Raw genomic sequence first — 12,423 nt, forward strand, 5'->3', positions numbered from 1 at the left:
CTGGGCGGTCGGGTCACAGGTCTGGAGGGCCTCGCCGACACCGGGATCGCTGAGCCGAAGCGGTGACCTACGCCTAGGGGCGCGAAGGGACGAGCGGCAGACTGTCGCTGTACCCGTTCACCGGCCGGTCGACCTCCTCGACCGTACGGGCGTCCAGTTCGACCGGGGCGGACTGTGTGCCGAGCGTGCCGCCGGGGTGCCAGGTGCCGGTAACCGAGACCCAGGTGTCGGCGGGTAGGGAGGGTGCGCCATGGACGCGGACCTTTACGGACTGTGCGTCGGCGGCGCAGCACGAGATGATGATCCGGGTGAGGTACCAGCCGTCATGTCGCTGATCGAGCGTGACCAGGCCGCTCATCTGGACCGTCCGTCCCTTGATGGCCTGGGAGCTGTCCTGCTGCACGCGTCGCGTGAACTGGGTGAGGGTCATCGGCAGCGGTGAGGTGGCGGGCAGCGCCTCGAAGCTCTGCTGCGCCGTGACGACCTTGGCGGAGTCTCGGGAGGCGGTATACGAGCCGAGGGCAGGCGGGGCGTACACGAGCAGGCTCAGGGCGGGCAGGAACAGCAGCCAGGCCACCCGGGGGGCGCTGGAATGGTCGTGACCGTGTGCGTGCGCCGGCTGGACCGTGTCGTCGGGCTCGTCGCCGCTGCGGGTCGCGTGCTCGTGCGTCCTTGTGACTCTGCGCCGCGCGTTCGGTCTGCGGTGGGACCAGACGTCCGCCGCCGCCAGCACCAGCAGCACGACGCCGGAGACGATCAGCACGGGCCGCATGCCCGGCTTGACGTACCTCAGGCACAGGTCGGTGAACAGCGAGACGTGCAGCAGGCCGGAGCCGATGAGGAAGAGCAGGAACACCTGTGCCGACCGCTTCACAGCAGCACTCCTCCGATCAGGACGCTGGACAGAACCGCCACGACTGTCGTGGCGGTGGAGAAGCGGACCGCGAAGGCCCGGCCGAACGTGCCCGCCTGCAGGGCGATGAGTTTCAGGTCGACCATCGGGCCGACCACCATGAACGCCAGCCGTGCCAGGGGCGAGAAGCCGGTGAGTGAGGCCGCCACGAAGGCGTCGGCTTCGGAGCACACCGCGAGGACGATGGCGAGGGCCGCCAGGAAGAGCACGGACAGCCAGGGCGAGCCGGAGACCACGTCGAGGACCGAGCGCGGGACCGCCACGTTGAAGGTGGCCGCCGCCATCGCTCCGAGGACCAGGAATCCCCCGGCGTGCAGGAAGTCGTGCTGGAAACCGCGCCGGAACTCGCTCAAGCGGCTGTGCCCCGTCTGATGACCGGTGTACCGCGCTACGGGACGCAGCCACTCCTCGCGGCCCAGCCAGAGCCAGAGCCAGCCCATCACCGCGGCGGTGGCGAGCGAGGCGAGGAGCCGGGCCAGGACCATGGCGGGACTGCCGGGGAAGGCGATGGCCGTGGCGGTCAGTACGACGGGGTTGATGGCGGGGGCGGACAGCAGGAAGGCGAAGGCCGCGGCCGGGGTGACTCCTCGGCCGATCAGGCTGTTGGCGACCGGGACCGACGCACATTCGCAGCCGGGCAGGACCACTCCGGCCAGGCCGGCGACCGGCACGGCGAGCACCGGCCGCTTGGGCAGCATCCGGGTGAACACGCGCTCGGGTACGAAGGCGTTGATGGCACCGGACAGCGCCGTGCCGAGCAGCAGGAACGGCAGCGCCTGTACGGTGACGGCGAGACAGACGGTCCGCCAGGCCTGCACCGCCGCCGCGTCCAGCCATCCGGCGCCGACCAGAATCACGACACCGCACGCGGCCATCGCCATGGCCCACAGATACACCCAGCCGGGGACCGGTTCGCGGATGGAGGCGCCGTGGGATGGGGCAGCGGCCCCGGCAACTTCAGCCATCTCGTGCACGCCTTCTCCACATGTCGGACGTTCGGATCGAAATATAGCTGGCGTCAGGCCAGGAGGACCGACTGCCCGCTCGTCTGCGTGCCGTCGTCCGGCCACGAGCCACGAGCCATGAGCCGCATGCGTCCGTCCCGACCGATACGCGGCCGGCCCGGCCGTCGCCGCCTGATCGTCCGGCCCCGGAGCGAGGGCGATGCCGGCGGAGCTCGCGCCCTACCGGCCGAGGGAGGCGGGGAGGTGCTTCCGGCCGTCGGGCCCGGCCGGCTCCCACCGACACCGTCCTCATCGACCGCCACGCTCACCTCGCCACGACCACCTCGCCACGACCACCTCGCCTCGACCACCACCGCAGCGCTGCCGGCCCACTGCCCGGCCCTTGCCGCGCGGGTAGCGGGAACGCACAGGTGCGAGGTGCCGGCGTGGATCACTCTGCCGGTGACCGGCGGCTCCGACGGGTACCTGAAGTGGGTGGTCGAGGAGTCAGCTACTCAGTAGCCGACGGTTGAGCTGAGCGTCTGGCCTTGGTCGTCGCCCGTCAGGCGCCCCCCATCCTGGAGGGCCGGTTCAGGCCGCAAGTCACCGCAGGTGGTGGGCAAGTCGCGCCGCTGTCGGCGAGTTGGGCGACGACCGGCTCGGCGCGCTCTGCCCATGGCGTTCGATCGGGTTTCGGACGCGGCCGAGGGCGGCGCCGTTCACGCCTTAGGCAACGGCGGCTCCTCGGCGATCGTCCGCTCCGTACTCCTTCAGCCCCAGACCCATGGCGGATTGGCGGCCCCAGCGAACGTGGGCAGAGCATGGGCGGTTCGCCGAGGGCTCTTCGAGCTCTTCGCCGCTACGACCCCGTCGGCGGTTCGAGGCATCTTCGGCCACACCTGTGAGATGGGCACGCGAGGTGGACCGGGCGCGGCGGTCGGGCGGAAGTTCTCCAGGAACCACGGGTAGTATATGGATATGGTTTCCATTACCAATAAGGCCTGAGAGAAGCAGGAGTCGCCCATGTCCGCCCACTGCCAACTGACCGGCGCCAAGCCCGGTTTCGGCAACAACATCTCCCACTCCCACCGGCGCACGTCACGCCGCTTCGACCCGAACATCCAGAGCAAGCGCTACTGGCTGCCGAGCGAGGGCCGCAACGTCCGGCTGACCCTGAGCGCCAAGGCGATCAAGACGGTGGACGCCATCGGCATCGAGGCCGCCGTGGCCCGGATCCGGGCCCGAGGAGTGAAGGTCTGATGGCGAAGAAGAGCAAGATCGCACAGAACGAGAAGCGCAAGGCGGTCGTTGAGCGGTACGCCGCACGGCGGGCCGAATTGAAGGAGATCATCCGGCGCACTTCGTCCACCGAGGACGAGCGCCAGAGCGCGCTGGCGGAACTGCGCCGACAGCCGCGTAACGCCAGCGCCACCCGCGTACGCAATCGCGACAGCGTCGACGGCCGCCCCCGCGGCTACTTGCGCAAGTTCGGACTCTCCCGCGTACGCGCCCGGCAGCAGGCGCACGCCGGCTTCCTCCCCGGCGTGACGAAGTCTTCCTGGTAGTCCCTCCCGTATGACACTCCGCTGCTGGAGCACCCCATCGGAATCCGGTGGCGTGCTCCAGCAGCTTGGGCCAGGGGCCACCGATCCGGCTGTGAGCGCGACCGGGCGCGACGCCACTGCGGTGCCAGCGGGGGGTTCGAGGGGTGTCGCGCGTGATGACCGTCGCGATTGAAAATGGTGGTCATTTTCATGTAGCTTCGCGTCGAACGCCCACGACACCTCAGGAGATCCCGATGGCCGTCCCCAAGCGGAAGATGTCCCGCAGCAATACCCGCCACCGCCGGGCCGGATGGAAGGCCACGACGGCGCAGCTCGTGCCGATCACGGTCGACGGCTCCGTGCACCAGGTACCGCAGCGACTGGTGAAGGCATACGAACGCGGCCTGCTGCGCCCCGAGGGCTGAGTCGATGAGCCGCCCCGCGAACACCCCGCTCCCGGTAACCGTCCTGTCCGGATTCCTCGGAGCCGGCAAGACCACCTTGCTCAACCATGTGCTCGCCAACCGCGAAGGAATGCGGGTCGCGGTCATCGTCAACGACATGAGCGAGGTCAACATCGACGCCGCGCTCGTGCGCGGCGGTGAGGCCGCGCTGTCGCGCACCGAGGAGTGGCTGGTCGAGATGACCAATGGGTGCATCTGTTGCACCTTGCGCGACGATCTGCTGGAGGAGGTCGACCGGCTGGCCCGCGAGGGGCGTTTCGACTATCTCCTGATCGAGTCCAGCGGGATTTCCGAGCCGATGCCGGTGGCGGCGACCTTCTCGTTCCCCCGGGACGACGGCGCCACGCTCGCCGACCTCGCTCGCCTGGACACGATGGTCACCGTCGTGGACGCCGCGAACTTCCTGCCGGAGCTCGCCGGCGGCGACGATCTCACCGCTCGCGGGCTCGACCAGTACGAGGACGACGAGCGCACCGTCAGCGATCTCCTCATTGATCAGATCGAGTTCGCGGACGTCATCGTCCTCAACAAGCTCGATCTGGTCGGGCCGACGGAGGTTGCCCGGCTGCGCGCGACCCTCTCGCGGCTGAACCCGGAGGCGCGGATCGTTCCCGCCGTCCGCGGACAGGTGACTCTTGAGCAGGTGCTGGGCACGGGTCCGTTCGATGTCGAGCGGGCCCAGAGGCTCCGGGCTGGGTCAAGGAGCTGAACGGCGACCACGTCCCGGAGACCGAGGAGTACGGGATCTCCTCTCTCGTGTTCCGATCGGACCTGCCGTTTCACCCCGGCCGTCTTTGGACCTTCGTCACCAAGGGCCTTGGCAGCGGCACCTTCGGGCAGATCCTCCGCTCCAAGGGCTTCTTCTGGCTCGCCAGCCGCCCCGGCGTGACCGGCCTCTGGTCCCAGGCCGGCGCGGTGGCCCGCTTCGAGCCCTCGGGCGCCCGCGGACCGGAGACCACGCAAGGTCAGGAACTCGTCTTCATCGGCACATGCCTTCGCACCGACGCACTTCGGGCAGCCCTCGAAGCGTGCCTGCTCAGCCGGGGCGAAGCCGTGCCGCCCGTGGACGACTTTCCGGACTGGGAAACGTACGGAATCGACGACGCCTGCGAGCACGAATCCCCCGCCCCTCAGGCGGCCTGACACTCCGGGCCGGACGGTGGCCCCAGCCACGGCACCGTCCGGCTCGAGCCCTATTGAAAATGATTACCATTGTCGTATACTGCTGTCATGGCACGCAACGAAGTACGCCCGATCATCAAGCTCCGCTCCACCGCCGGCACCGGCTACACCTACGTCACCCGCAAGAACCGGCGTAACGACCCCGACCGCCTGGTCCTGCGCAAGTACGACCCGGTCGCCCGCCGGCACATCGACTTCCGCGAAGAACGCTGACCCCTCGACTTCGGAAAGAGCAACCCCCATGAAGCCCGGAATCCACCCCTCCTACTCGCCTGTCGTCTTCCGCGACAAGGCCGCCGACTTCGCCTTCCTCACCCGCTCGACCGCCACCAGCGACAAGACGGTCGAGTGGGAGGACGGCAACACCTACCCCGTCATCGACGTCGAGATCTCCTCCCAGAGTCACCCCTTCTACACCGGCACCGCCCGTGTCCTGGACACCGCAGGCCGCGTCGAACGCTTCGAGCGCCGCTACGGAGGGCGCAAGTGACCCTCCCCGTCGTGATCGTCGCCGGCATGCACACCGACGCGCGCAAGGAGACCGTCGAGCACTTGCTGCGCAGCGTCCCGGGAAGCATCGCCCTGCACCACGATCTGTCCTCGGCCTCCGGCGGCACCGTACTTCGAACGCTCCGTGATTCCGGGGGCGCGATCTCCGCCGACGAGACTGCTCTGGTCAACGACTGCGCCTGCTGCGCGCTGCGCGCGGACCTCGTCCCCGAGCTGAAGCGACTGGCCGCCGGCGGGCTGACCCGCCTGGCCGTGGTGGAACTTTGGGAGTCCGTCGAGCCGAGGGCGATGGCAGAGGTGATCGTCGCGCACGGCGGGGACGTACTCGAACTCACCAACGTGATCACCGCTGTAGATCCCGCGCTCGTCCTGCCCTGTCTTGCCAACGGGGACGACCTCGCCGAGGCCGGACTCGCGGCGGCGGCCGGCGACCAGCGCACCGTCGGCGACACCTGGGCCCGACAGTTCGAATACTCGCCGGTCCTCGCGATCGCAGACAGCGAGGAGACCGACGACGAGGACCGCGCCCTGCTCACCCAACTCCACCCGACCGCCCGCCAGGTACCCACCGGCTCCAGCGAACTCACCCGCCTCGCCTTCGCCGGCTTCGACGTGGAGTCGGCCGCTGCCGCCCAGCACCCTGCCTGCGCGCTCCTCCCCCAGGAAGCCGACGAGGCCGGAGTCGCCACGTTCGTCTGGCAGCGGCGCCGGCCGTTCCACCCCGAGCGGCTCTACCAAGCCCTGGAAGACCTGACCTGCGCTGCCGCCCGCAGCCGCGGCCGGTTCTGGCTCGCCGACCGCCCCGACACCCTCCTCGCCTGGGACGCGGCCGGTGGCGCGCTGTGCGTCGAGAACGCCGGCCCCTGGCTGGCCTCGCTCCCCGACGCCGCCTGGGACCTGGTCCCGGCCATGCGTCAGGCCGCGGCCGCCCTCGACTGGGACCCGGAGCACGGCGACTGCTGCCAACACCTGGTCTTCACCTCGCCGGGCCTCGACCGCGACGGGATCGAACAGCTCCTGGACTCCTGCCTCCTGACCGAAGCCGAGTACACGGCCGGGCGCGAGGCGTGGAAACAGCTTCCCGCCGCCTTCGGTCCGTTGCTCGACTCCGTCTCCTGAGCCCGACCGATCCACTGACCCGACACCCGAACATGTGAGGAACCCCCATGCCCCGTCGCCCCGCCCCCGGCAAGCCGATGAAGTCCCGCCCCAACCCGCTGGACACGGTCGGAATCACGTACATCGACTACAAGGACACCGACTTGCTCCGTAAGTTCATCTCCGACCGCGGCAAGATCCGCAGCCGCCGCGTCACCCGCGTCACCGCCCAGCAGCAGCGCCGACTCGCCCTGGCCATCAAGAACGCCCGCGAGATGGCCCTTCTCCCCTACGCCGGCCGATAGCGGACGGCCCGTGCGACACTCCACCACCGACCACGGACCTCTGGCACGCTGACCACCATGCGGCCTGAGAGTCCCCCAGGCTCTCCAGGCCACGCGGCCCGAGGCACTCACCCGGCCACGCACCGTCTGTGACGGTGAAGTACGTCGAACGTTGGTCCGGCATGGACGAACACTTCCTCGGCGCGCTCCTCGATGCCGTGCCAGGGCAGAGCGGTCATGAGCCCCTGGGTGCCCTTGCAGGCGGGACCCTCTCGGAGGTGGGTCGTCGAGCCTCGGGCGAGATGCGATCGAGATGCGATTCCGTCTCGGATCACGTCTGGGAGCTCCAGCGGGCGCCTACGACCCCGTGCCGTCCTGACGACAGGAGCCTCACACTGCGCGTGGCCAAGCCGGTCTGCTGTAGTTCAACCTGCGGTTGTTTCTGGATCCGCCCCGAACCGGGGTACGTCCCGCGGAACTCGCGGGACGTCGCACGTACGTTGTGTGAGGTTATGTGCGAACGAATCCCGCTGGGTCGGACAGGTAGCGGTCGAGGTCCGGGTCTTCGTGGAGTGCGTCGAACTCGTCGTAAATCTGCCACGCCGGGCCGAGCTCTGTGCGAAGGCGGCCGAGCGCTTGGCGTACCGCCTCGTTGAAGTTCTGACACTCCGCTTCACGCCACGGCCCCGGGTCCGGAGGGTAGTCCCAGTTCAACGACGTATCGTAGCGATCTATCAGCCTGCGCAAGCCGTCGCGGAGGTCGTGACTGATCGGTAGTCGGTCCAGCTCGACCGGGTACCCCCACACCTCCTTGCCCTCGGGCGTGACCGTCCAAAGGACTCCGCCTGATCCTGCGTCGAAGAAGAACCTGGCGGCGAGCATGGCGTCGACCTCTCGAAATATCGGTTTAAGCGGCCGCCACGATACTTGACGAGGCTGCTCCTTCCGAGTCAACCCATCATGCCTCCTCGTCAACTGGAGCGATCACCACAGACACGACCTGCCGTCCTGCTTGACCAGCGCGTCCACGTCGATCTGTGCCGGCACCGTGTTGGTGACCCGGTTGCTGACCGCTTGAATGCACAACCGGATGGGAGGCCGGCGGCCCCACGGTGGCGACGTAGCGGTCCGTCTCCCACACGATCCCTCCAAGGCGCCCACCGGTGCCGCCGTCCATCGGGTCGCTGCGCTCCGGGGCCGAGAGCTGCTCGTCGCCTTCCTCGCCTCATGGACACAAGAAGATCCGTACGGTGAAGCACGCGCGGCCCCCGGTGGGCCCGACGGGGGAGCCGCCACGAGGTGCGGTCGCCGCGGTCCGGTGATGCAATTGCATGGGGGCAGAGAGCCAAAATCCCAGAGGTGACGCCGTGAGCGACGCATTCAATGAGGTCGACACATCCGGCGAGATGGGCCCCATCGACTATCTGGTCGTCGAGTTTCCCGGCAACCGAATGACCGGCGAGGGTCTCCCCCTCCTGGTCGACCTGGTGGACCGTGGCCTCATCCGCATCCTTGACCTGGCCTTCATCCGGAAGGACGCCGACGGATCCGTGGCCGTTATGGAAATCAGCGATCTCACCGGCGACGGTGCGCTCGACCTGGCCGTTTTCGAGGGGGCGTCCTCCGGGCTGATGGGCCAGGACGACATCGAGGAGGCCGCCTCCGCCTTGGAGCCCGGGAACTCCGCGGGCGTCCTGATCTACGAGAACGTGTGGGCTGCGCCGTTCGCCGCAGCCCTGCGTCGTGGCGGTGCCGAACTGGTCGCCTCCGGGAGAATCCCCGCATCGGTCGTCATGGCCGCGCTCGAGACGACCGAAGCGAGTTCCTGAAAGACAAGGGGAGCAAGAAGGGAGAGCACTATGCCGGGTCTGCTCCGAGGAGTCGCCCGCACGGCCGTCGTCGCCGGTACGGCGACCGCCGTATCGAACCGCGTATCCCGACGCCAGCAGGGGCGATGGGCCGCCCAACAGGGATACCAGGAGCCCGCGCCCCAAGCGGCATACCCTGCTGAGTCGCCCGCGGCTCCACAGGCACCCGACATGACCAGCAAGATCGACCAGCTGAAGCAATTGGGCGAGCTCAAGACCCAGGGCGTCCTCACAGAACGGGAGTTCGAGGACCAGAAGCGCAAGATCCTCGACTCCTGACCGCTCCGGCGGCGCGGGCTGCGTCGAGCGCCACCCCTGTTCCCTTTGCAACGGCCCTTTGTCTCGTCGGCGTTGGCGTGTTGACTGCGCAAGATCCCCCTTCGCGACACCGTCTCTCCATCGGGTGCTGCTGCCGAGTGACGCCCTTGGACCGCCTACCGGCAGCGCGCATGCCGCGAGTTCACGTCCATGCCCCGAAAGGCGATGCGCCTCTCCTGCGCTAGCCGGCCGACCGCGATGGGCTTCACCCCGCGTCGCTGTTGTTCCGCACGTCGTCGCACCGGCGCAGCCGGACACCCGCCCAAGGCGGCCGGCCGCTCATCCGCCCACGGTGCGGAGCGCGCCCGGAGATCGCTCAGGACGTACGCCACCCAACCACCAGATGAGGAGCCTGAGATGGCTGCACAAGAGACCGGGGCGGCCAGCGTCGCCGCCCTCGCCGAAGCGAACGCGCCCGTGTTCGAGACGCTCGTGCAGATGACTCTCGACACGTTCGAGCGGTCCGGCCTGGATCAGCAGACGTATCTGCTGGCACGCATCGCGGCTCTGGTGGCCATGGACGCCTCGGCTCCCTCGTACCTGCTCAACCTCGGCACCGCCGCAGAAGCCGGCGTACCGCTGGAGAAGATCCAGGGAACGCTTGTGGCGATCGCCCCCGTGGTGGGCAGCGCCCGGGTGGTTTCCGCCGCCCGCGCCATCGGCGAAGCCTTCGAGCTGGAACTCCCCGGCGATGAGGAGCGGTGACGACCGGCCCGGACGGGGCGGCAGGCCCCGCCCGGGCGCAGCAGGGATCCGCCGGCCGTTCCCCCGCATGTGCCGGAACGTCAACACGGACGCAAACAAACAGGAGAAGCGATGGACAGCTACGTGTACCTGGCCTACGACTACCCGGTCCTCGGAGCCTTCTGGACGGTCATGTGGATCTTCCTTTGGGTCATGTGGATCTTCCTGCTCTTCCGCATCATCGTCGACATCTTCCGCGACGACTCCATGAACGGATGGGCCAAGACGGGGTGGCTGGTCTTCACGATCGTCCTGCCCTTCCTGGGCGTCTTCGTCTACGTCATCGCCCGGGGCAAGGACATGGGCAGGCGTGAGCAGGAACACGCCAGGGCCCAGTTGGAAGCAACGGACCGCTACATCCGCGAGACCGTCGGCACCACCGGTCCGGACAGCGAGGTGGACCAACTCGCCAAGCTCTCGGAGATCCGGGCCCGCGGCGACATCTCCGAGGAGGAGTTCCGCCAGGCCAAGGAGAGGGTCCTGCACCCTTAACCGCACGCAATGCCGGCAACGTCGCCGGATTGTCCGCCAGATGCGCCGACTTCACCGGTGTCGTGTAGGCGGCGAGCCGGCCGACGGGGCGGCCGTCGATGACTCCCAGATGGGGCGGAGTACGCGCGCCCGGGGGCGGCCCTTCTTGTCGACGGGCATCATCGTCACGTATGCGATGTCGCTGATGCACCGGAAGATCTCGCTCTCCGCGTCCGAGGAGCGCCCTTTCAGCACACATGGCGGCATCTCCGCCCCCCGGGCTCATCGCGCCGCCTCTGCCGTCTCGAAGTTTTCGGCGGCGCCCGGCGCCGCCCGCGGCGCGTCGCCATCCGTCGCATACGGAGGCGACCGCGGAGGCTGAACGCGCTGATGAGTGCGGCGGGGGCGGCTGCGATGAGCGGGACGAGCAAGGCGGCGTGGTAGCCGTCGAGCAGGGTTTTGGGGGATCCGTCGTCAGCGGTGGCCGCGACGTTGACGGCTGTGACGGCGGACAAGCCGAGGGCGGCGCCGAAGTGGCTGCGGGCGCTCGATCCGGGTATACGGGGGAAATGGATGGAAAGGTCTGGCTCACGCTGGCCGCGATCGTAGCGGGCGGACTCGCGCTCTATGCGGCCGTATTGCTCGTACGGGTCTTCAAGGCACGGCGCCTGCTGCTCGACGCCGGGATCCCACTGCGCGACAAAGCCCTGTTCTGGGTCGCCGTGCTCTACACGGTCTCGCCGGTGGACCTGATCCCGGATCCGGTTTATCTGGACGACATCGGCGTCCTGCTGCTGGCCCTACGCTCGCTCCACGCGGCGGCGGCCCGGCTGCCGGTCCCCAAGGACACCGCACCCTTGTGAGCATGGGGTCAGCAGGAACGTTGTTACTGGGTCGGCCGCCGGCGACGTCGATGGTGCGTCCGGTCAGCCAGGAGGCATCGGACGCCAGGGACAGTGCGGTCTGGGCGCCGGACGGGACCAGAACCAGAACCGGACAGGCGAAACGCCGGTTCACCCCCGCCTCTCACACGTGGGTGGATCCAGGCACGGCCTGTGCCCAGGCCAGGCGCCAGGGACTCGTCCGGCAGGTCGGGCGTCGGGGCGCTCTACAACCTGCGAATTTGCGGCTGAGGAGTGCGCCAAGCCCAGCTCGGTGCCCAGCTGAGCCCCCAGCTACGGTGTTCTACCAATGCCGCCGGGGCGACGACGACAATGGCGGCCGCCCGCCACTGCACTCCGGCCGCCCGACACCGTCGTGCGGCATGCCCCCGCCTGGTCTGCGTCGGGGACCGGCACGGTCCCGGACCGCAGATACCGCATCCCGTTGCAGGGACGGTGGTGCCGGCATCCGAGGCGGCCGGGAAAGCGGGCCGGCCAGAGCCGGCGCCTTCCACGACAGCAGGCGGGGCGGGTCCCCTACCTAGGCGAGGGCGGGGAGCCGGCTTGCGTCGATCCGGTCATGGCGGCCCTCGACGTTTCCGATCGGATCGCCTGTGCGTGCTCGTGGCCGTGACTACTGGGGGCGTCCGTACTGCCTCTGCTTGTGCCTCTTGAGCTGGGCGGAGAGCTTGTTGACCAGTTGGTCGATGGCCGTGTTCATGTCGGAGGCTGTCGCGGTGATGTCGGTGAGGTCCTGGCCGTCCACCTGGAGGGTGCCCGAGGCGCTCTGCTTCGAGCCGTCGATCTTCAGGGTCACACGGGCGCTGCTGGTGTCGGTGCCCTGCACATCGAGCTTGGCCAGCTTCTCGCCGACGAAACCTCGGAGTGCGTCGGTGATCTCGACGTTGTCTCCGTTGAGCGTGTGGTTCATTGATTTCCTCTCGATTGTCTGGCAGATCCTCGCTGGTCAGACTAGGTGCTACGAAACATGGACGCGCGTGCGGCAGCGCTTGGTCGACTCCAGAGCACACGTGTCCCTCCCGAAAGTGCCCGCCGACCCTACCGGCGGGCACACCAGCGGACCGCACCGGTCCGCCGTCCACCGGGTGCGACTTGACCAACCGCCCGGCCCGCCTCCGTACCGCGCACTCGGCTGACGCGGCACCGCCGCCCGGACGCAGTGCCCGACGCGCTACGGCGGG

The 12,423-nt window shown here is 68.8% G+C and carries 17 protein-coding genes and 1 pseudogene; 14 read left to right on the forward strand and 4 right to left on the reverse strand.

Going from position 1 to position 12,423, the window contains the following annotated elements; genetic code table 11:
• Window positions 1–73: 73 nt before the first annotated feature.
• Window positions 74–874, reverse strand: a complete 801-nt coding sequence (locus ABZ934_RS27145) for a TIGR03943 family protein (protein ID WP_361318067.1) — start codon at window positions 872–874, stop codon at window positions 74–76.
• Window positions 871–1,788: a permease gene (locus tag ABZ934_RS27150; RefSeq protein ID WP_361318154.1), complete on the reverse strand. Its 918-nt coding sequence runs from the start codon at window positions 1,786–1,788 to the stop codon at window positions 871–873. The genes ABZ934_RS27145 and ABZ934_RS27150 overlap by 4 nt, the downstream gene beginning before the upstream one ends.
• A gap of 216 nt (window positions 1,789–2,004) precedes the next feature.
• On the opposite strand from ABZ934_RS27150, the gene cutA reads away from it, so the two are divergent.
• The 9 genes and pseudogenes from cutA to rpsR all read left to right on the forward strand — a co-directional run bounded on the left by cutA (window position 2,005) and on the right by rpsR (window position 6,960).
• On the forward strand, window positions 2,005–2,379 hold the full coding sequence (cutA, locus tag ABZ934_RS27155) for a divalent cation tolerance protein CutA (protein WP_361318156.1): 375 nt from the start codon (window positions 2,005–2,007) through the stop codon (window positions 2,377–2,379).
• Between the two features lie 501 nt (window positions 2,380–2,880).
• On the forward strand, window positions 2,881–3,117 hold the full coding sequence (gene rpmB, locus ABZ934_RS27160) for a 50S ribosomal protein L28 (protein WP_327364356.1): 237 nt from the start codon (window positions 2,881–2,883) through the stop codon (window positions 3,115–3,117).
• Window positions 3,117–3,422 carry a 30S ribosomal protein S14 gene (rpsN, locus tag ABZ934_RS27165; RefSeq protein WP_361318070.1) on the forward strand — a complete coding sequence of 102 codons (306 nt, stop codon included), beginning with the start codon at window positions 3,117–3,119 and terminating at the stop codon, window positions 3,420–3,422. Before rpmB ends, rpsN begins: the two co-directional genes overlap by 1 nt.
• A 233-nt stretch (window positions 3,423–3,655) precedes the next feature.
• Complete coding sequence (rpmF, locus tag ABZ934_RS27170; protein ID WP_361318072.1) at window positions 3,656–3,826, forward strand: 50S ribosomal protein L32; 171 nt, start codon at window positions 3,656–3,658, stop codon at window positions 3,824–3,826.
• Between the two features lie 4 nt (window positions 3,827–3,830).
• Window positions 3,831–5,008 (forward strand): annotated as a pseudogene (locus tag ABZ934_RS27175) (GTP-binding protein).
• Window positions 5,009–5,095: 87 nt separating this feature from the next.
• Window positions 5,096–5,260, forward strand: a complete 165-nt coding sequence (rpmG, locus tag ABZ934_RS27180) for a 50S ribosomal protein L33 (protein ID WP_361318074.1) — start codon at window positions 5,096–5,098, stop codon at window positions 5,258–5,260.
• A gap of 28 nt (window positions 5,261–5,288) precedes the next feature.
• Window positions 5,289–5,537, forward strand: a complete 249-nt coding sequence (locus ABZ934_RS27185) for a type B 50S ribosomal protein L31 (protein ID WP_361318076.1) — start codon at window positions 5,289–5,291, stop codon at window positions 5,535–5,537.
• A gap of 26 nt (window positions 5,538–5,563) precedes the next feature.
• The gene (locus ABZ934_RS27190; RefSeq protein ID WP_361318158.1) at window positions 5,564–6,676 is read left to right on the forward strand and encodes a GTP-binding protein; all 1,113 of its coding nucleotides are present in this window, start codon (window positions 5,564–5,566) and stop codon (window positions 6,674–6,676) included.
• 47 nt (window positions 6,677–6,723) lie between these two features.
• Window positions 6,724–6,960 carry a 30S ribosomal protein S18 gene (gene rpsR / locus ABZ934_RS27195; RefSeq protein ID WP_361318078.1) on the forward strand — a complete coding sequence of 79 codons (237 nt, stop codon included), beginning with the start codon at window positions 6,724–6,726 and terminating at the stop codon, window positions 6,958–6,960.
• 489 nt (window positions 6,961–7,449) lie between these two features.
• Here rpsR and ABZ934_RS27200 read toward each other — a convergent pair whose 3' ends face one another.
• The gene (locus ABZ934_RS27200; protein ID WP_361318080.1) at window positions 7,450–7,821 is read right to left on the reverse strand and encodes a hypothetical protein; all 372 of its coding nucleotides are present in this window, start codon (window positions 7,819–7,821) and stop codon (window positions 7,450–7,452) included.
• 524 nt (window positions 7,822–8,345) lie between these two features.
• Between ABZ934_RS27200 and ABZ934_RS27205 the strand changes: the two genes are divergently transcribed.
• From ABZ934_RS27205 to ABZ934_RS27225, 5 genes are all read left to right on the forward strand, one after another.
• Window positions 8,346–8,768, forward strand: a complete 423-nt coding sequence (locus tag ABZ934_RS27205) for a DUF6325 family protein (RefSeq protein WP_361318160.1) — start codon at window positions 8,346–8,348, stop codon at window positions 8,766–8,768.
• Between the two features lie 30 nt (window positions 8,769–8,798).
• Window positions 8,799–9,086, forward strand: a complete 288-nt coding sequence (locus ABZ934_RS27210) for an SHOCT domain-containing protein (RefSeq protein ID WP_361318082.1) — start codon at window positions 8,799–8,801, stop codon at window positions 9,084–9,086.
• 396 nt (window positions 9,087–9,482) lie between these two features.
• Window positions 9,483–9,830, forward strand: a complete 348-nt coding sequence (locus ABZ934_RS27215) for a carboxymuconolactone decarboxylase family protein (RefSeq protein WP_361318084.1) — start codon at window positions 9,483–9,485, stop codon at window positions 9,828–9,830.
• A 111-nt stretch (window positions 9,831–9,941) separates the two neighbouring features.
• Window positions 9,942–10,361, forward strand: a complete 420-nt coding sequence (locus ABZ934_RS27220) for an SHOCT domain-containing protein (RefSeq protein ID WP_361318086.1) — start codon at window positions 9,942–9,944, stop codon at window positions 10,359–10,361.
• A 548-nt stretch (window positions 10,362–10,909) separates the two neighbouring features.
• Window positions 10,910–11,203 (forward strand): YkvA family protein, encoded by a 294-nt coding sequence (locus ABZ934_RS27225; RefSeq protein WP_361318088.1) that lies wholly within the window; start codon window positions 10,910–10,912, stop codon window positions 11,201–11,203.
• Between the two features lie 652 nt (window positions 11,204–11,855).
• On the opposite strand, the gene raiA is transcribed toward ABZ934_RS27225, so the two are convergent.
• Window positions 11,856–12,152 (reverse strand): ribosome-associated translation inhibitor RaiA, encoded by a 297-nt coding sequence (raiA, locus tag ABZ934_RS27230; RefSeq protein WP_361318090.1) that lies wholly within the window; start codon window positions 12,150–12,152, stop codon window positions 11,856–11,858.
• Window positions 12,153–12,423: the final 271 nt, after the last annotated feature.

The sequence above is a fragment of the Streptomyces sp. NPDC046557 genome (genome assembly GCF_040645975.1).
In the GTDB taxonomy this organism is placed as follows: Bacteria; Actinomycetota; Actinomycetes; order Streptomycetales; family Streptomycetaceae; genus Streptomyces.